This is a genomic window from Streptomyces sp. NPDC020780, assembly GCF_044334475.1.
Taxonomy (GTDB): Bacteria; Actinomycetota; Actinomycetes; order Streptomycetales; family Streptomycetaceae; genus Streptomyces.
In genome coordinates, this window is sequence record NZ_JBIRTB010000018.1 from 98,187 (window position 1) to 121,407 (window position 23,221).

Consider the following 23,221-nt stretch of genomic DNA (forward strand, 5'->3'; position numbering starts at 1 on the left):
GCCAGGTCTACGACCGGCACGGCATCGACCCCGAGCGCGTCGAGCACATCGTGGCGCACGGCACGGGCACCCGACTCGGCGACCCGGTCGAGGTGAACGCCCTGAACGAGGTGTACCGCGAGCGCACGGACAAGACCGGCTTCTGCGCACTGACCTCCACCAAGACCAATGTCGGTCACACCCTGGCGGCTTCCGGACTCGTCGGCCTGATCGCCCTCGTCCAGTCGGTACGGCACGGCGTCGTCCCGGCGAGTCTGCACTGCGAGCAGGACAGCGACTACATCGCGTGGAAGGACAGCCCCTTCTACGTCAACAAGGCGACCGAGTCCTGGGCGGCGGGGCCGTCGGGCACAAGGCTCGGCGCGGTGAGCTCCTTCGGGATGAGCGGGACCAATGTCCACATGGTGGTGGAGAGTTACCCCGAGCCCACCCGCCGCGCCCCCGTCGCCGATGCCCCGGCGCTGCCGCTGCTGCTGTCCGCCAAGACCCCCGAGGGACTGCGAGGACGTATCGAGGATCTCCGGTCGGCGCTCGCGCAAGGAGAGCTCGACCCTCCGCGCCTGAGGGACACGGCCTACACCCTGCTGGAGGGCAGGCAGCACTTCGCCCACCGTTGCTCAGTTGTCGTCAGTGGCGTCGAAGACGTGCTGTCGGTGCTGTCAGCGGCCAGGAGCGGCCGGGAACACCCCATGGTCAGGCGCGGCGAAGTCCCTCGCGACCAGGACCGTTCGCTGCTGGAGGTTCAGGCGCGGGCACTCCTGGACGTTCTCGGGTCACCTGGCGTACCGGCGGAGCGGTACCGGGAGGTGTGCTGCGCCCTGGCCGAGCTCTACTGTCAGGGCGCCGTCCCGGACTGGCCGGCGCTGTTCGCGGGCGAGGACAGGCCACGGATCATCACGCTGCCCGGCTACCCCTTCGCGCGCTCGACGCACTGGGCGACGGATGGGCGTCGTGCTCCGGCAGGCCCGGCAGGCCCGGCAGGCCCGGCAGGTCCGGCAGCGCGGGCGCTCCCGCCCGTACCGGAACCGAAAAAGCCGTCCGTACCCGTACAGGAACCGAAGAAGTCGCCCGCACCGGTCACCCTTCGGGCGCCTGTCGAGCCGTTCGTACCGGGTGCGGTTCCGGGGAAGAAGCACCGGATTCGGCTACAGGATCCGGGCGCGACGGTAGCCCTGACGGCAGCTCCTGCCACCGAGCCCCGCACCGTCGTACTGACCGAGGCGGGCGGTGCGGTGGGCCGGCCGGTTCCTTCGGCCTCGCCGGTCGTGCCGGTCGCGGTGGAGCGGAATGGCGGGTCGGGCCGTGATCTGAGTGTGCTGCGGGCGGAGTTGCGGGCGGGGCTCGCGACGGTGCTGTTCCTCTCGGAGAGTGAGGTTGATCCGCGGCGTAATTTCGTGGAGCTGGGTCTGGACTCCATCATCGGGGTGGAGTGGGTGAAGGACATCAACAAGGCGTACGGCACGTCGTTGACCGCGACGCGGCTGTACGACTACCCGTCGGTGACGGAGTTGGCGGCTCATCTGGCGCAGCAGATCCCAGCCGGGGACGTCGCTCCGCCGGAGGCCGAGCCGGCCCCGGAGCCGGGTTTCGCGCCTTTGCCTGTTGCTCCCGCGGTTGCGCCGGTCGCGCCGGTTCCTTCGGCCTCGCCGGTCGTGCCGGTCGCGGTGGAGCGGAATGGCGGGTCGGGCCGTGATCTGAGTGTGCTGCGGGCGGAGTTGCGGGCGGGGCTCGCGACGGTGCTGTTCCTCTCGGAGAGTGAGGTTGATCCGCGGCGTAATTTCGTGGAGCTGGGTCTGGACTCCATCATCGGGGTGGAGTGGGTGAAGGACATCAACAAGGCGTACGGCACGTCGTTGACCGCGACGCGGCTGTACGACTACCCGTCGGTGACGGAGTTGGCGGCTCATCTGGCGCAGCAGATCCCAGCCGGGGACGTCGCTCCGCCGGAGGCCGAGCCGGCCCCGGAGCCGTCACCGGACCCGGTGCCGAGTTTCGTACCGATGCCGGAACCGGTACGGGCGCGGACGCCCGAGCCGGTACGAGCGCCCCTGCCCGAGCCGGTACGAGCGCCCCTGCCCGAGCCGGTACGAGCGCCCCTGCCCGAGCCGGTACGGTCGCCCCTGCCCGAGCCGGTACGAGCGCCCCTGCCGAATCCCGCGCCTCGACGTGACCGCCCCTCCGGGGCGCGTGAGCATCCGGGTGAGACCGCGACCGGTGCCACCGCGCCGCCCGCAGCCGCCCCGCCCACCGCACCTCGCGGTGAGCGCGCGGCCGTGGTCGGAATGTCCGGGCGCTACCCGGACGCCGACAACCTCCGCGCGTACTGGGCCAACCTCCGCGACGGTCGTAACTCCGTGCGCGAAGTGCCCGCCGACCGGTGGGACGTGTCTCGCTACTACGACCCGCGCCCCGGCCGGAAAGGCAAGACCTACTGCAAGTCGATGGGTTATTTGAAGGATGCGGACTGCTTCGACCCGTTGTTCTTCAACATCTCGCCGGCCGAGGCGGAAGGTATCGACCCGCAACACCGCCTGTTCCTGCAGGAGGCCTACCGGGCCTTCGAGGACGCGGGTTATGATCCCGGGTCGCTGAGCAAGATGAAGTGCGGTGTCTATCTGGGCATCAGCGGCAACGAGTACAGCTTCCTCGCCGCAGGCAACCAGGACGACGGGGACACCATCGCGACGAGCAGCAGCAGCGCGATCGCCGCCGCCCGGATCGCCTACTTCCTCAACCTCAAGGGCCCGGCGATCGCCCTCGACACCGCCTGCTCGTCCTCGCTCGTCGCGTTGCACCTCGCCCAGCAGGCACTGGCCAGTGGGGAGATCGACGTCGCTCTGGTCGGTGGCGTCTCGCTGTACCTGCTGGCGGGCTCCTACGTCCGGATGTCGGGAGCGCAGATGCTGTCGGCAAGCGGGCAGTGCCGGTCGTTCGACCAGGGAGCCGACGGGTTCGTGCCGGGAGAGGGCGTCGGAGCCCTGGTGCTGAAGCGGCTGAGTGACGCCGAAGCCGGCCACGACCACATCTACGGTGTGGTCCTCGGGTCCGGTACGAACCAGGACGGCAAGACCAACGGCATCACGGCTCCCAGCGCCAACAGCCAGATGGAACTGTTCCGCTCGGTCTACGACCGGCACGGCGTCGACGCGGCGTCCATCGGATACATCGAGGCGCACGGCACGGGGACGAGACTCGGGGACGCGATCGAACTCGACGCCCTGAGCACGGTCTACCGCGAGCGGGGAGTCGCCCCGGGGGCGTGCGCCATCGGCTCGGTGAAGAGCAACATCGGGCACACCTCCGCCGCCGCAGGCATCGCCGGCGTACACAAGGTGCTGCTCGGCCTGCGCCATGGACTGCTCGTACCGTCGCTCCACTTCGACACACCCAACGAACTCCTCGACGCCGACGACTGCCCGTTGTCGGTCAGCAAGGACCTCCAGTTCTGGGAGGCACGGAACGGCCATGAGCTGAGGCGGGCCGCCGTGAGCTCTTTCGGATTCAGCGGGACGAACGCCCACGTGGTGCTGGAGGAATATCGCTATGCGTGACGCCCGAGAACAGTCGTCAACTGTTGTGATCACCCTGTCGGCAGCGGCAGAAGAGCAGCTGGACACGCGGGTACGCGAGCTGCTCGCATTCGTGGAGGAGCAGCCGCGGCTCGACCTGGTCGACCTGGCCTTCTCGCTCCAGGTGGGGCGGGCTCCGCTGGACTGCCGGCTGGCCTTCACCGCTGATTCCCTCGACGCGGTGACCCGGGGGCTGCGGACGCATCTGAAGCAGGACGGCGCCGTCGAACTCTTCCGCGGCCGGGCACCGGAGTCGCCGACCTGGGAGGAGCAGAGCGAGGACGACCGCACCCTGGTCGGATCGCTGGTCTCCGCCCGCGCATGGCGCCGTATCGCGGAGGTCTGGGTCGGCGGCCGCGCCGTCGACTGGGCGGGGCTCTACGCTCCGCGCAGGCCCTTTCGCATCCCGCTTCCCACCTACCCGTTCGCCAAGGAGCGGTACTGGGTGACGGTGGGCGCACCGGCACGGGCCGGTTCCGTGCCGCCGCAGGCGTCTGCCCCACTCCACCCGCTGCTGGACGCCCTCGCCGGGCCCGGGGACCGGCGCTACCGTGCGACCTTCACCGGCGACGAGCCGGTCCTGAGAGACCACCTGGTGCACGGGGCGCGGACGCTGCCCGGTACCGCGTACCTGGAGCTGGCACTCGCAGCGGCAGCCGCCTCCGAGGGAAGACCGGTGGCGGACAGCGCCGGCGTCGCGCTCACGGACGTCGTCTGGATCCGGCCGCTGCGCATCGACACGCGGCCGCGCGACCTGAGCGTGGAGCTCGGGCCGCAGTCCCCGGACGCGGTCCCCTTCCAGATGTCCGTCGCAGGTCAGGGCGCCGACGCCACCGTACTGTGCACGGGCTCGGTGGTGGCGTGCGACGCGGCGCCGGCCACCGTGGACCTGGCGCGGCTGCGGACCGTATGCGGCGAACGGCGGTTGGACGCGGCGGAGATCTACCCCGCCTTCCAATCCGCGGGGATCGCGTACGGCGACACGTTCCGCGGCATCGATCATCTGCTCGTCGGCGAGTCCCAGGTGCTCGCGCGGCTGGTGCTGCCCGCCGCGGCGCGCGGCGACGCGGCCGGCTGCTGTCTGCCCCCGAGCCTGCTGGACGCGGCCTTCCAGACCTGCGCGGGGCTGCTGGCCGGCGAACCGGACCACCAGCGGCAGGTGCTCGTGCCGTTCGGCGTGGACCGGGTCGAGGTGCTCACCGCCCCGGGCGAGGCCCTCTGGGTCTGGGGGCGACGTGGCGCGCGGGACACGGTGGGCGGGACCATCCGGTCCTTCGACCTCGATCTGTGTGATGACGCCGGACGGGTCCAGGTACTCGTCCGGGGCCTCTCCCTGCGGGCGACGCACCCGGAGACGGCAGCTGAGGCCCCCGTCACGTCCGCGGCCGGCGAGGTGTTCGCCGCTCCGCGCTGGCAGCAGCGTGCGTGGCCCGACGCGGCCGTCCGTGCCGTCGGCGGGCGGGCCGTGGTGTTCGCCGAGCACGGTGCGCTCGGGGACGGTGCCGCGACGGATCCGCACTGCGAGGTGGTGACGCTCACCTCCCGGGGCGCCACCGCCGACGCCCGTTACACCGATTACGCCGTCCAGGTGCTGGAGAGGACGCAGAAACTGTTGCAGGACGGTACGCAGGACAAGTACGTCCTGCAGGTCCTGCTGATTGACGGACCGGAGTCAGGGGTGCTGACCGGTCTCGGTGCGCTGCTGAGGACCGCTGCCCTGGAGAACCCGCGGATCACCGGGCAGGTCGTGGTCGTAGCCGCCGCGACACCGGTCGCGGCGCGGCCCGGTCTCCTCGCGCGGGAGCGGCGCGACCCCGCCGACGCCACCGTGAGACTGCGCGGGGGCGGCCGCGAGGTGCTCACCTGGGCCGAGGAGTTCCCGCAGGAGATCCCCGGCTCGCCGTGGCGGGCAGGCGGCGTCTACCTCATCACCGGCGGCCTGGGCGGCCTCGGGCGCATCTTCGCGGAGGAGATCGCCGGGCAGGTGAAGGACGCCAAACTCGTCCTGGTCGGCCGCTCCCCGGAGCAGGAGCAGTCCCGCCACGTCCTGGAGCAGCTCCGCGCGTCGGGCGCGGAGGTGTCCTACGCGCCACTCGACGTCGCCGACCGCGGAGCCGTCAAGGCGCTGGTCGACCGGGTCCGGCGTACCGCGGGGACCATCCACGGCGTCATCCACAGCGCCGGGGTGGTCGAGGACGACTTCATTCTGCGGAAGTCCGAACGGGCGTTCCGCGCGGTCCTGGCGCCGAAGGTGAGTGGCCTGGCGAGTCTCGACGAAGCGACCGGGGACCTCGATCTGGACTTCTTCGTGACGTTCTCCTCCGGCGCCGCTGTCACCGGCAACGTCGGCCAGGCCGACTACGCGGCGGCGAACGCGTTCATGGACGCGTTCGCGGAGTACCGCCAGGGTCTCGTCGCCGACGGACAACGGTCGGGCCGCACCCTTTCGATCAACTGGCCGCTGTGGGCCGAGGGCGGCATGGGTGCCGATGCCGACACCAGAACGGTGTTGTACGACCGCTTCGGGATCTCCCCGCTGGAGCGCCGCGCCGGGCTCGGAGCCTTCGCCCGGTGCCTCCAGACCCACCACCGCCAGGTGCTTGTCGCCGCTGGGCACACGGACCGGATCAGAAAGGCGCTGACGATGCAGCAAGCCGGAGAGCACACGGCATCCGCGGACACCGGAGCGCGCGGCCGCCCGGCGGCGGGCCCGGACGACGGCCTGGAGGGGTGGACCGTTCGATACGTCACCTCGCTGCTGTCGGAGGTGCTGAAGGTGCCCGCCCAGCGTCTTGAGCCGGGCAGCCGGCTGGAGCGCTACGGCATCGACTCGATCCAGGCCGTCAACCTCACCGCCCGGCTGGAGGCGTCCTTCGGGAACCTGCCGAAGACGCTGTTCTTCGAGTACCGCAACATCAACGAGCTGAGCCGGTACTTCATCGAGGCCCACAAGGACCGGCTCCGTGAACTGCGGGGGACCGGACCGGCCGCCACGGCGCCCACTCCCGCGCCCACTCCCGCGTCCGCTGACGAGCCCTCCGCCGGGCCCGCAAGGACCCCACGGGCGTCGGCAGTTCGGGCGGCCCCGGTCAACGACGTGCCGCGGCCCGGACCCGCACCGCGCCCCACGGAGATCGCCGTCATCGGCATGGGCGGCCGATACCCGCAGGCGCCCGATCTGCGGACGTTCTGGCGCAACCTCACCGAAGGCCGGGACTGCGTCACCGAAGTCCCCGAGGACCGCTGGGACGCCGGTGCCTACTACGACGCGGACCGTTCCACGCCGGGGAGGACGAACTCCAAGTGGGGCGGCTTCCTCGACGACATCGACCGGTTCGACCCGCTGTTCTTCAACATGTCGCCGCGCGAGGCCGAGTTCACGGACCCGCAGGAGCGCCTGTTCCTGGAGTGTGTCTACGAGACCCTCCAGGACGCCGGGTACACCCGCCAGGACCTGACCGCGCCCTCCCCGAAGGGGGCCGGGGGCAACGTCGGGGTGTTCGTGGGTTCGATGTACGACGAGTACCAGCTGTACGGCGCGACCGACCAGGCGATGGCCGACGGAAGGGCCGTTCCGGGCAACGCCGCGAACATCGCCAACCGCGTCTCCTACTTCTGCGACTGGCAGGGACCGAGCCTCACGGTCAAGACGATGTGCTCCTCATCCCTGACGGCTCTCCACCTTGCCTGCCAGAGCCTGCAGGGGGACGACTGCGAGGTCGCCATCGCCGGTGGGGTCAACCTCTCCATGCACCCCGCCAAGTACCTCCTGCTGGGACAAGCCGGCTTCGCGTCCAGCACCGGCCGCTGCGAGAGCTTCGGGCAGGGCGGCGACGGCTATGTGCCCGCCGAGGGGGTGGGAGCGGTGATGCTCAAGCCGCTGGACCGGGCCATCGCCGACAACGACCGTATCTACGGCGTCATCAAGGCGACAGCGGTGAACCACGGGGGCCGGACGAACGGCTACACCGTCCCCAATCCGAACGCCCAGGCCGACGTGGTCGCCCGCGCCCTGGACCGGGCGGGGGTCGACGCGCGCGCCGTCAGTTACGTCGAGGCGCACGGCACGGGCACCTCACTGGGGGACCCGATCGAGATCGCCGGCCTCGCCAAGGCGTTCTCCCGGCACACCGGTGACCGGCAGTTCTGCGCGATCGGCTCGGTCAAGAGCAACATCGGGCACGCCGAGAGCGCCGCGGGCATCTCGGCCTTCACCAAGGTGCTGCTGCAGCTCGCACACGGCCGGCTGGCCCCCTCGCTCCACTCGGAGACGCTGAATCCGTATATCGACTTCAGCGAGACCCCCTTCCGCGTGCAGCAGGAACTGGCGGAGTGGCGGCGGCCGGTGATCGACACGCCCGACGGACCTCGGGAGTATCCGCGCATCGCCGGTGTCTCGTCTTTCGGGGCCGGCGGCTCCAACGCCCACGTCATCGTGGGGGAGTACGTACCGGCCGGACCCGCGCCCGCCGACGATCCGGCGGCGTGGCCCCTGGGGTCGCTCATCGTGCTCTCGGCCAGGACCGAGGAGCAGCTGCGCGAGCAGGCCCGGCGCCTGCTGGACTGGGCGCGCGAGGAGCGGATCGAGGACACCGAGGTGTCCGCTGTCGCGGCGACACTCCAGGTGGCCCGCGAGCACATGGTCGAGCGGCTGGCGTTCCTGGCCGGTTCGGCGGCCGAGCTGACGGCCCGGCTGGGCGACTACGTGGAGGGCAAGGACGACGCCGAGCTGTACCGCGGTCGCGGCAGGCGCTCCCAGGACGTCGTCTCGCTCCTCGTCGAGGACGAGGACATGGAAGCCACCATCACGGCCTGGGTGGACAAGAGGAAGTTCGCCAAGCTGCTCGAACTGTGGACCAACGGTCTGGATCTGCCGTGGCGCAGCTACTACCCGAACGCGCTGCCGCGGCGGATCTCCCTGCCGACGTACCCGTTCGCCCGCCAGCGGTTCTGGATAGCCGACGGTGCGCGGTCCGGCCCCCGGCCTGCCGGCCCCAGCGCCGTCACGGCAGCCGAACCGGCTGAGCCGCCGGTGCTCCCCGCCGCACCGGTCCTGACCGCGCCGGTCACCACCGTGCCGGTCGCTGCACCGGCACCCTCCACCCGGGTCACCGCGAAGCCGCGCGGGATCGGGCTGACACCCCTGGACGCGAGTTTCGGGCACAACGGCGGGTCGGCGCCTGCGCGACCTGCTTCCCCGGGCGTCGTCCTGGCGCCGGAGGTACCGGCCGACAAGGCTGTCGCAGCCGCCGTGACCAGCACGGAAAGCCACCCGGGCCCTGTCCCGGCAGGCCCGCCCCCGCCCGGCCCGACGCCCGGCCCGACGCCCGTCACGCCGACCCCTGCGGCGCCCGCCGTTCCGGACCAGGACAGTGTCGTCACCGAGCTGGCGGCGAGCCTCGCCGAAGCCCTGTACATGGTCGAGGAAGAGATCGACCCGGACACGAAGTTCACCGATCTCGGCCTGGACTCCATCGTGGGCGTCGAGTGGATGAACGCGATCAACAAGCGGTACGGACTGGAGCTGACGGTCACCCGGCTCTACGACCACCCCACCCTCGTGGAACTGTCGGCGTACGTCGTCCGGGAGCTGGCCCAGGGAGGCGCCCCTCAAGGGCGACCCTTTCGTGAAGTGACCGAGCCGCAGCCCGAGCCCGAGCCCGAGCCCGAGCCCGAGCCCGAGCCCGTCGCGGTGCCCGAGCCGGTCGTGGTGGCCGAGCGGACGGCCCGCCCCGGCGCCGTAGCGCCGCGAGCGCGTTCCCTCCCGGCCGGCGCCATCGCCGTGGTCGGCATGTCCGGCAGGTACCCGGGTTCCGGGACCCTGCACGAGTACTGGGACAACCTGGCGCAGGGCCGCGACTGCGTCGAGGAGGTCCCCGAGTCCCGGTGGCACGTCGCCGACCACTACGACCCGCGGCCCCACCAGGAGGGCAAGGTCAACTGCAAGTGGCTGGGGCACCTCGACGACATCGAGCTCTTCGACCCGTTGTTCTTCGGTATCCCGCCCGCGGAAGCGGAGTCGATGGACCCGCAGCAGCGGCTCTTCCTCCAGGAGGCGTATCACGCGTTCGAGGACGCCGGATACGATCCCAGCGCGCTGAGCGGCCGCAAGTGCGGTGTCTACCTCGGGATCATGAGCAGCGAGTACGGCATGCTCATGCAGCGGCAGAACGGCGGGTCGGACGCGGCGGCCACGAACGGCAGCAACGCCATCACCGCAGCCCGCATCGCCTACTTCCTCAACCTCAAGGGTCCCGCCATCGCGTTGGACACGGCCTGCTCGTCCTCGCTGGTGGCCACCCATCTGGCCACGCAGGCCCTGCGGAGCGGTGAGATCGACATGGCCCTCGTCGGCGGTGTCACGCTCTATCTGAGCCTGGATTCCTACCTCAGCATGTCCAGCGCCGGAATGCTGTCCCCGGACGGCCGGTGCAAGGCCTTCGACAACAGTGCGAACGGGTTCGTGCCGGGCGAGGGCGTGGGTGCGCTCGTACTCAAACGCCTCGACGACGCGGTTCGTGACCGTGACCACATCCACGGTGTGGTCGTCGGCTCAGGCATCAACCAGGACGGCCGGACCAACGGCATCACCGCGCCGAGCGTCGCGAGCCAGATCGAGCTGGAGCGCGACGTCTACGAGCGGTACGGCATCGACCCGGCCGGCATCGGCTACGTCGAGACGCACGGTACGGGAACCAAGTTGGGCGACCCGATCGAGCTGGAAGCCCTCGCGACGGTCTACCGGGAGCGGACCGACAAGACCGGCTACTGCGCGATCGGTTCGGTGAAGAGCAACCTCGGCCACACCTCGGCTGCCGCGGGCATCGCCTCGATCCAGAAGGTGCTGCTGTGCATGCGCAACGAGCAGCTGGTGCCGACGCTGCACTTCGACCGGCCCAACGAGCACTTCGACTTCGAAGGCTCGCCGTTCCGCGTGAACACCGAGCTCACGCCGTGGAAGAGCGAACCGGGTTCGCGGCGACGCGCGGCCGTCAGCGGGTTCGGCTTCAGCGGCACCAACGCCCACCTGGTCGTGGAGGAGTACCCGCCGGACGCCGCGGAGCGGCCGGCCGGGGCGTCGCCGCAGGTCTTCGTGCTGTCCGCCAGGAGTGAGGAGCAGCTGAGGAGGTCGGCCGCCCGCCTCGCGGCGCACCTGCGCGGACACCCGTCGCTGGTCCTGGCGGACGTCGCCCACACGCTGCAACACGGCAGGGAGGCCATGGCACGGCGGCTGGCCGTCGTGGCCCGCACGCCGGGAGAGTTGGCGGAGAAGCTGACGCGGTACGCCGAGGACGGCGGGGCGGACGGCGTGTTCACCGGCCGGGCCGGCAAGAAGAGGGCAGGCCACTTCGAGCTGGTGCCGCAGGCCGGTCCGGACGGCGCGGTGTCGGCGGCGGAGGCCGAGCGGTTGGCCGCGGAGTGGAGCGGTGGCGCGCGCGTCGACTGGGCGCGGCTGTCCGTGGGGACCGGGGCCCGCCGGGTCCCGCTGCCCACGTACCCCTTCGCCAGGGAGCGCTACTGGTTCGACGGCGTCCCGGCGATCGAGCAGCCCCCGGTGTCCCTCCCGGCACAGAACCCCGTCGTCACCGACGGACAACGCGCACCGGTCGGGCCCGACAGCGAGGTCCCGGACGGTACGAACGTCCTGTTGGCGCCGGTCTGGGACGCGGTCGCCCCGCGCACGCCGCAGGACACCGCCGTGCCGCCCGGCCGGGTCGTCGTCATCGGCGGCGCCGCGGAGCACCTGGAGCGGATCCGCGGTGCCCATCCGGGCGCCGAACACCTGCCGCTGGACCCCGCGGACACGACGGAGAGCATCGCGGCGAAGCTCGACGCCACCGGCGAGCCCCTCGGGCACCTGGTCTGGCTGGCTCCGTACGCAGGCGTCACCGACGTCGCGGACGACGCGCTGGTGGACGCGCAGGAGGCCGGTCTGTACGCCTGCTTCCGCACGCTCAAGGCGCTGGTGAGCCGGGGGTACGGCCGTCGCGCGCTCGACGTCACGGTCGTGACCGAGCGGGCGGTGCGGGTCCGGCGGACCGACGCCGTGGACCCGACCCACGCCGGGTTGCACGGACTGCTCGGCTCGGTGGCGAAGGAGTACCCGGGCTGGACGGTGCGCCTGGCCGATCTCGACCCGGACCGCGACTGGCCGGTGGCACAACTCTTCGCGATACCCCGCGAGGAGAGCGGCAGCGTGCGGGCGTACCGCCGCTCCCGCTGGTACCGCCGGCGCCTCGTCCCGGTGCAGGACACGGCCACGGAGCGCACCCGCCCTGAGGTGTACCGGCAGGGCGGCGTGTACGTCGTGATCGGAGGCGCGGGAGGCATCGGCGAGGCATGGACCGAGCACCTGATCCGCACCTACGGGGCGCAGGTCGTGTGGATCGGGCGCCGGGAGGAGGACGAGGAGATACGGGCGAAGCTGCGGCGGCTGGCGGAGTACGGTCCCCCGCCGCGCTACGTGCGAGCCGACGCCACCGACCGGGCAGCGTTGGAGCGGGCGTACCAGGAGATCAAGAGGACCCATCCGGTGGTCCATGGTGTGATCCACTCGGCGATCGTGCTGCTCGACCAGAGCCTGGAGCGCATGGACGAGAAGCGCTTCCGCGCCGCGGTCACGGCCAAGGTCGACGTGAGCGTCCGACTCGCCCAGGTCTTCGGCGACGAGGCGCTGGACTTCCTGCTCTTCTTCTCCTCGATGAACTCGTTCCTGACGGCGTCGGGGCAGTGCAACTACGTGGCGGGATCCGTGTTCGAGGACGCTTTCGCCCAGCACCTCGCGAGCAGGCTGGACCTTCCGGTCAAGACCATGAACTGGGGTTACTGGGGCACCGTCGGCATCGTCGCCGCACCGGAGTACCGGGAGCGCATGCACAGGGCCGGGGCCGGCTCGATCGAGCCGGCGGACGGCATGGCGGCTCTCGACGTCCTTCTTTCGGGCACGTTCGATCAACTTGGGCTGATCAAGGCCCACGGGGGTAATTCCTGACATGCTCAACGACATCCAGCGCGAAGCCATCACGATGGTGCCCGCAGGCACGCGGGTCCCCCTGCAGCAACTGTGCGAGGAGCAGGCCGGTACGCCGGCGCCCGCAGCGGCGGCAGGAACGCCGACCGGCGCCGCCGCGGGCGTGGACGAGGACCTGCTGAGCCGCCTGCTGCTTGTGCAGTTGCAGAACGCGGGGCAGTTCTCCGGCCAGGCTCCCGCCCTCCTTTCCGGCGGCGGACTACAGCGCTGGCTGGGAGAATCCGTACGGCGGCTGCGCGGTCACGGGCTCCTGGCCGGTTCCCCCGCGCGACCGGCTCCGGCAGCGGCGGTGGACAGCGCCGCCGTGTGGGCGCAGTGGGAGGACGTCGCCGCCCGCTCACAGAACGATGCCGCGCTGCGGGCGCAGTTCACGCTGCTCGACGCCACGCTGCGGGCGCTGCCGGGCATCCTGCGCGGCGAGGTGCTCGCCACCGATGTGATGTTCCCCGGCTCGTCGATGGAGCTGGTCGAACCCATCTACCGGGACAACCCCGTGTCCGACTGCTTCAACGGCATCCTGGCGGACGCCGCGGCCGCCGTGGTGCGGGAGATCGTGCGCGCCGACCCGGCCGCCCGCATCCGCATCCTGGAGATCGGGGCGGGCACCGGCGGTGGCAGCGTCACCGTCCTGCAGCGGCTGGAGCCCTTCGCGGGGCACATCGAGACGTACTCCTACACGGACCTGTCACAGTCCTTCCTGATGTACGCGCAGGAGCAGTACGGGCCCCAGTACCCTTATCTGGACTACCGGTTGTTCAACGTCGAGGAACCGCTGGCCGCGCAGAACGTCGTGCCCGGCTCCTACGACCTGGTGCTGGCCACCAACGTCCTGCACGCCACCAAGGACGTCCGCCGGACGCTGCGCAACGCCAAGGCGGCGCTCAAGCGGCACGGTGTCCTGGTCGCCAACGAGATCTCCACTCACTCGCTCTTCACCCACCTGACGTTCGGCCTCCTCGACGGCTGGTGGCTCTACGAGGACGACGAGCTGCGCATGCCCGGCGGCCCCGGCCTGTCGCCCGAGTCCTGGGAGGACGCGCTGGAGGACGAGGGGTTCGCCTCCGTGGTCTTCCCGGCCCGGCGGCTGCACGAGCTGGGCTACCAGGTGATCGCCGCGGAAAGCGACGGCCTCGTCCGGCAGCCGGCCCAGGAAACGGCGACAGAGGCGCCGCGAACGGTCGGTGAAAGCACCGCCCGGTCCCGGGTGACGCAGGCGTCGGCCTCCGGCGAGGTGCTGGAACGGCACGTCACGGACACGATCTTCGAGCAGCTGAGGCTGTCGTTGAAGATCGACCGGACGCAGATCGCCGCGGACGACGCCTTCATGGACTACGGCGTCGATTCGATCATCGGCGTGCGGCTGATCCAGGAGCTCAACCGTGCGCTCGGCACCGACCTGTCCACGACCGACCTCTTCGACCACGGCTCCGTCAGCCGGCTGACACGGCACATCGTCGACCACGCGGGCCTGGCTGCCCCTCTGCCGGCCCGCCAGCAGGGCGCGCCCGAGCAGCTCGCGTCGCGTCCGGCCGCCTCCCGCCGGGCCACCCGGCCTGACGCGGGGCGGACCGCCGCGGGCGCCCCCTCCAGAGAGCCCATCGCCGTCGTCGGTATGAGCGGCAGGTTCGGCGGCTCGGCCGACCTCGAGCAGCTCTGGGACCACCTCGCCCAGGGCCACGACCTCACCGAGCCCGTGTCGCGCTGGGACTTGTCGCGCTTCTACCCGGCCGACACGCAGAGCTGCGAACGCGGCAGCTTCATCGACGACATCGACCGCTTCGACCCGGCCTTCTTCAACATCTCCGGCGTCGAGGCCACCTACATGGACCCGCAGCAGAGGATCTTCCTCGAAGAGTCGTGGAAGGCGCTGGAAGACGCCGGCCGCGCGGGTTCCGACACCCAGGGGCGGTGCGTCGGCGTGTACGTCGGCTGCCAGGAAAGCGGGTACGCGCGGCTGTTCGGCGCCGAGGCACCCCCGCAGTCCATGTGGGGCAACGCGCTGTCGGCGATGCCGGCCCGCATCTCGTACCACCTCGACCTCCAGGGTCCGGCGGTCGCGGTCGACACGGCCTGCTCCAGTTCGCTGGTCGCCATCCACCTCGCCTGCCAGGGGCTTTGGGGCGGCGAGACCGAGATGGCCCTGGCGGGCGGTGTCTCCGTGCAGTGCACGCCGCAGTTCTACGCGCTGGCGGGCCGCGCCGGGATGCTCTCCCCGAGCGGCCGCTGCCATACCTTCGACGACCGGGCCGACGGCTTCGTACCCGGCGAAGGCGTCGGAGTCCTCGTCCTGAAGCGGCTCAGCGACGCGCTCGCCGACGGCGACCACATCCGCGGCGTCATCAGCGGCTCGGGGATCAACCAGGACGGCGCGTCGAACGGGATCACCGCGCCGAGTGCCGCCTCCCAGGAGCGGCTGGAGGCTTCGGTCTACGACACCTTCGGCATCCGTCCCGCCGACATCCAGATGATGGAGGCGCACGGCACGGGCACCAAGCTCGGCGACCCGATCGAGTACCAGGCGCTGAAGCGGGCCTTCCGCCGCTACACCGACCGACGGGACTACTGCGCGCTGGGGTCGGTCAAGTCCAACCTCGGCCACACCGTCACCGCCGCCGGCGTCGCCGGGGTCATCAAGGTCCTGCTCTCGCTGGAACACCGCAGCATCCCGCCCTCGATCAACTACGAGCAGCCGAACGCGCACATCGACATGTCCGACAGCCCCTTCTACGTCAATACGGTGCACCGGCCCTGGCCGGCCGGGAGCGACGGCACACGACGCGGCGCGGTCAGCTCCTTCGGGGTCAGCGGGACCAACGCCCACATCGTGCTCGAGGCGGCTCCGGATGCGGAGCGCTCCTCCACTGCGCCCACCACACACCTCGTCACCCTGTCCGCGGCCACCGCCGGGCAACTCGCCGAGCAGGCCCAGCGCCTGATCGAGCACTGCGAGCAGCGGCCCGAACTGGAAGCGGGCGACATCGCTTTCACCCTCCTGCTCGGCCGCAAACACCTCGCGCACCGGCTGGCCTGCGTCGTACGCGACCGCGAGGACCTGCTCCAGAGCCTGCGCAGCTGGCTCGACCGCGGGCAGAGCCCTCGCGTGCGCGCCGGTGAGGTCCCCGCGCAGGGGCTCGACGAGCGGGCCGCACTGCGCAACCTCGGCAACGACTGCCTCCGGCAGGCCGCCGCCGCCGACCCGGCTTCCCGCACCGAGCTGCTGGCGACCGTCGCGGACCTCTGCGTCCAGGGGTACGCCTTGGACTACGCAGCCCTCTTCGCCGAAGACCGCCGCACCCGCGTACCGCTGCCGACCTACCCGTTCGCCCGCGACCGGTACTGGGTGCCCGAAGCGCAGACGTCGGCCGCGGCCGGCCCCGGCACGGCCGAGCCGCACCCCCTGCTGCACGAGGACGTCTCGGACTTCGGCGCCCGGCGCTACCGCACGCGGTTCACCGGCCAGGAGCACTTCCTCGCCGACCACGTGGTCAAGGGACGCAAGGTGCTGCCGGGCGTGGCCTGCCTGGAGATGGCGCGGGCCGCCGCCACCCTGACCCTGGGGGCGCGCGAGAGCGGCGGCGCCGACGGCATCGTGCTGCGCAACGTGGTGTGGGCCCGGCCCGTGGCGGTGGACGCCGAGCCCGTCACCCTCGTCACCTCCCTCGTGCCCGGGGGCCCCGACGTGGCCGAGTACGTGATCGGTGGCATGCCGGGCCCCGCGCCCGGCGCCGCCCCGGTGGTGCACAGCCAGGGGCAGGTGGTGCGCAGGACAGTGCAGCCGGTGGCGCTGCTCGACGTGCCGGCCCTCCGGTCCGCCTGCGGCCGGGCGGAGCTGACGGCGACGCAGCTGTACCGGGCGTACGAGGCCATCGGCTTCAGCTACGGACCCTCCCACCGGGGCCTGGAGCGCCTGCACATCGGCCACGGCCAGGTCCTGGCCCACCTGGTGCTGCCCGACGCGATGCGCGCCGCGCGTGACGCGTACGTACTGCACCCGTCCCTGCTCGACGCGACCCTGCAGGCCTCCCTGGGCATCGGGCTCGCGACCGGGACGGCCGAAGCGCTCGACGTGACCGGCATGAAGCCCTCCCTGCCGTTCGCCCTGGACGAGCTCGAAGTGCTCGGCCGCTGCCCGGTGTCGATGTGGGCCTGGATCCGCTCCAGCGCGGGCTCCCGGACGGACGGCACGGTCTTCAAGCTCGACATCGACCTCTGCGACGACCAGGGGCGGGTGTGCGTCCGCATCCGCGGCATGTCCTACCGCGTCCTGGGCGGCGAGGTGGGCGGGACCGGGACCGCGACCGCGACCGAGGCGCTGTCCTGCGTCAGCTTCCTGCCGGTCTGGAGCGAAGCGGCCCCCGGCGCCCCGGACACCGCGCCGCGGGAATCCGTCGTGCTGCTGCCCGACCTGCCCGATCTCGGCACGCTCCTCGCCCAGCAGGACCCGCGGGCGCGGCTCCTGCCGCTGACGTCCACCGCACCCGGGATCGCGGAGCGGTTCACCGAGTACACCGTCCAGACGCTCGACCACCTGCGCCGCCTGATGGCCGAGGGCCTCGGGCACGGGGTCCGCGTACAGCTCGTGGTACCCGACGCGGGCGTACTGGCCACCACGCGCGGCCTGTCGGGGCTGCTGAAGTCGGCACAGGCGGAGGAGCCCGGGCTGCTGCCGCAGGTGGTGCTCGTCGACGCGTCCGAGACCGCCGAGCAGCTGCTGTCCCGTGTCGTCGCCGCCCGCCGGTATCCCGACGAGTCCTGCCTGCGGCTGCGGGCCGGCCGCGTCGAGGCCCTCGCCTGGCGCGAGGAGCAGGCACACGCGGAGGCCCGCGTGCCCTGGCGCAATGGCGGGGTCTACCTGGTCACCGGCGGACTGGGCGGCATCGGCACGCTCGTGGCACGGGACATGGCCGGGGTGCGCGACATCACGATCGTCCTGGCGGGCCGCTCACCCCAAGGGCCCGAGCACGAGCCCGTCCTGGCCGCGCTGCGCGGCCAGGGAGCCCACATACGCTACGCGCAGGTCGACGTCACCCAAGCCTCGGCCGTGTGCGCCCTGGTGGACGACATCGTGCGCGAACACGGCACCTTGCACGGCATCATCCACGCGGCCGGGGTACTGCGCGACGCCTTGGTACAGGGCAAGACCACCGAGGAGTGCCGCGCGGTCCTCGCGCCGAAGGTCGCCGGCCTGGTGAACCTGGACGAGGCCAGCAAGGACGTACCGCTGGACTTCCTGGTGGCGTTCTCCGGCGCGGCCGGGGTGTTCGGCAACGCAGGGCAGAGCGACTACGCGGCGGCCAACGCGTTCCTGGACGCCTACACGGACCACCGGCGGCAGCTGGTCGACCTCGGGGAGCGCTCGGGCGCCTCCGTGTCGGTCGACTGGCCGCTGTGGGCCGAGGGAGGGATGCGGGTGGGTCCCGGTACCGAGGCCATGATGAAGGAGCGACTGGGCATGGCGCCCATGCCGACCACCGAGGGCATGGGCGCGCTGTACGCCGCGCTGGACGCGCCGCACAGCCAGGTCATGGTCGTCGCGGGTGACGCCGACCGGATCAGGCGCACCGTGCTGGGCCGGCCGGCGGCGCCGGAGGCGTCACGGCCCGTACCGCCGCGGTCGGCCGCCGCGGAAGGCCCGGCTGCCACCCGGCCCCGGCATGCGACGGGCACCGGGACCGAAGCGGTACGTGCCGCCCTGGTCGCGCATCTGCGGACGGCGCTGAGCGAGGTCATCCACGTGCCTGGTCACCGGATCGACGCGGCGGCACCCTTCGAGCGGTTCGGCATCGATTCGGTGCTGGCGCTCTCGGTCACCAACCGGCTGGAGACCGATTTCGGCTCGCTCTCGAAGACGCTCTTCTTCGAGTACCAGAACCTCCAGGAGCTGAGTGCCTACTTCCTGCGCTCGCACGCGGACGCGGTACGGACGGTCGTCGGCACGCAGGACGAGCCCGAAGCCTCGTACACACCCGAGGTCTCGCACGCACCCGAGGCCAAGCCTGCACCCGAAGCCTCGTACGCATCCGAGCCCGAAGGACCGGTCACCGTCACAACGCCCGCGGCGTCCGCCGGGCAAGCACACCCCGAGGCCCGCGAGGACGCGATCGCCGTGATCGGACTCGCCGGCCGCTACCCCGGCGCCAAGGACCTGGACGGGTTCTGGGAGAAACTGGTCGCGGGAGAGGACTGCGTGACGGAGGTGCCCCGGGACCGCTGGGAGCACAGCCTGTTCTACGACGCCGACCGGAGCAAGCCCGGCACGACCCCCACCAAGTGGGGCGGGTTCCTCGACGGTGTGGCCGATTTCGACGCACGGTTCTTCAACGTCTCACCGCGCGAAGCCGCGATCATGGATCCGCAGACGCGCCTGTTCCTGGAGTGCGTCTGGACCCTGCTGGAGAGCTCCGGCTACCCCCGCGAGCGGCTGCACGCCGCGCACGGGAGCCAGGTCGGCGTCTACGTCGGCACGATGTACCAGCACTACCAGCTGCTGTCGTCCGACCTCGTGCACGAGTCCGTCACCTCGGTGATGAGCCCCAGCGCCATCGCCAACCGGGTGTCGCACTTCTTCGACCTGCAAGGGCCGAGCCTCGCGATCGACACCACGTGCTCCTCGTCGCTGGTCGCGATCCACATGGCGTGCGAAGAACTGCGCCGGGGCGGCAGCGAGTTGGTGATCGCCGGCGGCGTCAATCTCTCCTTGCACCCCAAGAAGTACCTGGGACTGAGCCTGACCGGTCTCACGGGCAGCCGCCCCGACAGCCGCGCGCTCCTCGACGGGGACGGATTCATCCCCGCGGAGGGTGTCGGCGCGGTGCTGCTGAAGCCGCTGTCCAGTGCCGTCCGTGACGGGGACGAGATCCTTGCCGTCATCCGGTCGAGCGCGACCAACCACAAGGGCCGCACCAGCGGTCCGATGGTGCCCAGCCCGGGCCGGCAGGAACGGCTGATCCAGGAGAACCTGGAGCGGGCGGGCGTCCACCCGCGCACGATCAGTTACGTCGAGGCGTCGGCCAACGGTTCACAGATGGGCGACGCCATCGAATTCGCGGCGCTGCGGGCCGCCTTCGGTGAGCAGACCCGCGACGAGGGGTTCTGCGCCGTCGGCACGGTCAAGTCCACGCTGGGCAACCTTGAGGCGGCCTCGGGCATAGCACAGCTGAGCAAGGTCGTCCTGCAGCTCGGACACCGCCGGCTCGTCCCGTTCGTCGGGGCCGGCCGGCTCAACCCGGGGGTGGAGCCGGCGGGCACCGCGTTCCATCTGCCGCAGGAGGCGCAGCCGTGGCTCCGGCCCGTGGTCGACCTCGACGGCCAGGAACGGGAATACCCGTTGCGGGCGGCCATCCACTCCTTCGGAGCGGGCGGTTCCAACGCCCATCTGGTCGTGGAGGAGTACGTGGCCGAACCCGCGGCCGGGAGCGCCGAGGCGCTGAACTCCCCGGACGCCGACCCGGCGCCGCAGGTCGTGGTCCTGTCCGCCCCCACCGACGACCGGCTGCGGGCCGTCGCGGGCCGGCTGCTGGAGTTCTTGTCCGCGTGGCCCGACCTGTCCCTGACGGACCTCGCCCACACCCTGCAGAGCGGGCGCGAGGCCATGGACTGCCGACTGGCGCTGGTCGCGGGGAGTCTCAAGGAGGTCGTCGCGGCCTTGACGCACTACCTCGACGGATCCGAGGAGGCCGCCCCCGTACCGCTGTTCACGGGCACGGCCGGGCGCGACGCCTCGGACCTCGACCTGCTGCTCAGCGGACCGGCCGGCGACACGCTGGTCCGCGAGCTGCTGGCGGAGAACCGCCCCGAGAAGCTGGCCCTGCTGTGGGCGCGGGGCGGAAGGGTGCCCTGGAACGCGGTACCGCGCGGTGGCCGGACCCCCCGGATGCTGCGGTCGCTGCCCGCCTACCCCTTCGACCGGAAGCGGTACTGGGTGCCCCTGCCCCCGGAAGGGGCGCAGCGGCCCCCGGGACCGGACGCCACGACCCCGCTCCCTGCGCCGACGGCCGCCCCCGCGCCTGCGGTTCCGGCCGTAGGTAGCGCGGACCGGATCACGGTCATCGTCGCCGAGCTGCTGGGGATGCGGGCGGATGACCTCGACCTCGCGACGCCGCTGGAGGACTTCGGCTTCAGCTCGATCCACGCCACCCAGCTGCTCCAGGCGCTGCAGGCCGAGGTCGACCCCCTGGCCGATCTCAGCGCGCTCAGCGAGTGCCGCTCGACCCGGGACCTGCTGCGGCGCTTCGGGTCCGAGTCCGGCACTCCGGCCGGTGCGCCTGTGCCCGCCGCAACGACGCGCATCCCGGAGATCGTCCACCTCAACGCCGTACGCGAGGGACGCCCGGTGTTCTGGTTCCACGGCGGACTGGGCGGGGTGGAGGTGTACGCGTCGGTCACCGACAGCATCGAGCGGCCCTTCTACGGGGTCCAGGCCCGCGGCTGGATGACCGCCAGCGAGCCGCTGCACGGGATCCCGGCGCTGGCGGAGCACTACGCGCGGATCATTCGCACGATGCAGCCCGAGGGACCCTACGACCTCGGCGGCTATTCGTTCGGCGGCCTGCTGGCCTACGAGGTGACACGGCGACTCCAGGAGCAGGGCGCCACGGTCGAGAGCATCGTCATGGTGGACACCTACGACGACAGCGTCGGGGATGTGACCATGTCGCGCACCGACATGCTGTTGCAGCAGGTGAACGCGCTGCTGTTCGCCGCGTCCAAGCCGGCTCCAGAGGACTTCGCCACCGTGCTGGTGCCCGGCCGCGCGGTCGACTGGGACCAGGACGAGGACGGTCTGCTCGACCAGATGCTCACGCTGGCGCGCGAGCGGGGCCTGAAGGGCGACGCGCAGGTGCTGCGCGCCCAGGTGTTGCGCAATCTGCGCGTACAGGAGTCCTACGGGCTGCTGGACTACGACATCGTGCCGCTGCCCCGGCCGGAGTCGGTCACATGCTTCTACTTCCGCAACGAGAGCGGCCTGTTCTACGGGGAGATGGAGCCGCTGTTCTCCACACAGGAGGACGGCGCGGTCCTGGACCACACCGTCTACTGGGCTCAGTGGCAGCGGCAGCTGCCGAACTTCCACCAGATCGACGTGGCCGCTGCGAACCACTTCGTGATGCTCGGTGACCCGGCGGCCCTCATCACCGTACGGTCCTTCTGCAAGCTGCTCTACGCAGGCCGGCGGGACAGGCGGCTGCCGGTGGCGAAGGCGTGGGTCACCCGCCACCAGAAGGCGCGGGGCGCCAAGTGAGCGCGGTGGCAGAGGGCGGGCTGGACGGGGCAGGGCGGCTGGGCTGTGCCTCCTTCCGCCGGGACTTCGGCGTCGATTACGCGTACACGGCCGGTTCGATGTACCGCGGGATCGCCTCGAAGGAGTTGGTGGTCGCCATGGGGCGGGCAGGCTTCCTGGGATTCCTGGGTGCGGCCGGCCTGAGCCCGGCACGGGTGGCGGACGACATCGCCCACATCCGGCGCCACCTGGGGCCCAGCCGGTCCTTCGGCGTGAATCTGCTGTGCGACCTGCGGGACCCGGCGCGGGAGACGGCCAACACGGAGATGCTGCTCGGCCACGGTGTGCGCGTCATCGAGGCATCGGCCTTCATCAAGGTCACCCCGGCCCTGGTCCTTTACCATCTGTCGGGGCTGCGGGCCCGGCCGGAGGGCGGGATCGCCCGCGACACACGGATCGTCGCCAAGGTCTCGCGGCCCGAGGTGGCCGCAGAGTTCATGCGGCCCGCGCCGCCGGACATGGTCGAGCGGCTGCTGGCGGAGGGCCGGGTCACCCGCGAGCAGGCCGCGCTGGCCCGGCAGATTCCGGTGGCGCAGGACCTCACCGTCGAGGCGGATTCGGGGGGCCACACCGACCGCGGGGTGTCCACGGTGCTGCTGCCGTCCATGCAGAGCCTGCGGCTGCGCATGACACGGGAGTTCGGCTACACGGACAAGATCCGGCTGGGACTCGCCGGGGGCATCGGCACGCCGCACGCGGTCGCCGCCGCCTTCGCCATGGGCGCCGACTTCGTCATGACGGGCTCCATCAACCAGTGCACGGTCGAGGCCGGTATCAGCGACGCGGTGAAGGACCGGTTGCAGAGCATCGACGTCCAGGACACCGACTACTGCCCGGCGGGCGACATGTTCGAGATCGGCGCCCTGGTCCAGGTCCTGAAGAAGGGCGTGCTGTTTCCCGCCCGAGCTAACCGGTTGCACGCGCTGTACAAGACCTACGACTCCTGGGAGGAAATTCCGCAGGAGATCCGCCGGCAGATCCAGGACACGTACTTCAAGAAGAGTATCGACGAGGTATGGCGGGAAACCTGTGCGCACCTGCGGAAGACGGGACGCGAGTCGGAGATCGAGCGGGCCGAGCGCAGTCCTAAACGCCGTATGGCTCTTGTCTTCCGCTGGTACTACGGCTATACCAGCCGACTGTCGTTCCTGGACACCGACCTCGACCGGGCCAATGTGCAGGTCCATACGGGTCCCGCGCTGGGGGCTTTCAACCAGTGGGCGCGGGGCGCTCCGTGGGAAAGCTGGAGAAATCGGCATCCGGACCGGATGGCGATGCAGCTGATGCGCGAGGCTTCCTCGATTCTCTTGGGTCACAGGGAGGCATCGGCATAGTTTTTCT

At 71.3% G+C, this 23,221-nt stretch carries 4 protein-coding genes (1 of these 4 running past the window's edge); all 4 read left to right on the top strand.

Annotation, left to right across the window (positions count from 1 at the left end):
- Tightly spaced (at most 1 nt apart), the 4 genes in view from ACH4VO_RS28310 to ACH4VO_RS28325 form a layout consistent with a single transcriptional unit that may run on beyond the window.
- Positions 1-3,551, top strand: the 3' portion of a protein-coding gene (locus ACH4VO_RS28310; RefSeq protein ID WP_360993806.1) for an SDR family NAD(P)-dependent oxidoreductase. The gene continues 5,092 nt to the left of window position 1, outside the view; the window shows 3,551 of its 8,643 coding nt (coding positions 5,093-8,643); its start codon lies beyond the left edge, outside the window; its stop codon occupies positions 3,549-3,551.
- A complete protein-coding gene (locus ACH4VO_RS28315; protein ID WP_360993810.1) occupies positions 3,544-12,561 on the top strand; it encodes an SDR family NAD(P)-dependent oxidoreductase in 9,018 nt (3,005 codons plus the stop codon). Before ACH4VO_RS28310 ends, ACH4VO_RS28315 begins: the two co-directional genes overlap by 8 nt.
- 1 nt (position 12,562) lies before the next feature.
- A complete protein-coding gene (locus ACH4VO_RS28320) occupies positions 12,563-21,841 on the top strand; it encodes an SDR family NAD(P)-dependent oxidoreductase (protein ID WP_360993812.1) in 9,279 nt (3,092 codons plus the stop codon).
- Positions 21,838-23,214 (top strand): PfaD family polyunsaturated fatty acid/polyketide biosynthesis protein, encoded by a 1,377-nt coding sequence (locus ACH4VO_RS28325; protein ID WP_360993815.1) that lies wholly within the window; start codon positions 21,838-21,840, stop codon positions 23,212-23,214. The genes ACH4VO_RS28320 and ACH4VO_RS28325 overlap by 4 nt, the downstream gene beginning before the upstream one ends.
- Positions 23,215-23,221: the final 7 nt, after the last annotated feature.

Excerpts from the sequence above, each read along its gene's own strand:
- ACH4VO_RS28320 (WP_360993812.1), top strand. The coding sequence starts at position 12,563 with ATGCTCAACGACATCCAGCGCGAAGCCATCACGATGGTGCCCGCAGGC.
- ACH4VO_RS28315 (WP_360993810.1), top strand. The coding sequence starts at position 3,544 with ATGCGTGACGCCCGAGAACAGTCGTCAACTGTTGTGATCACCCTGTCG.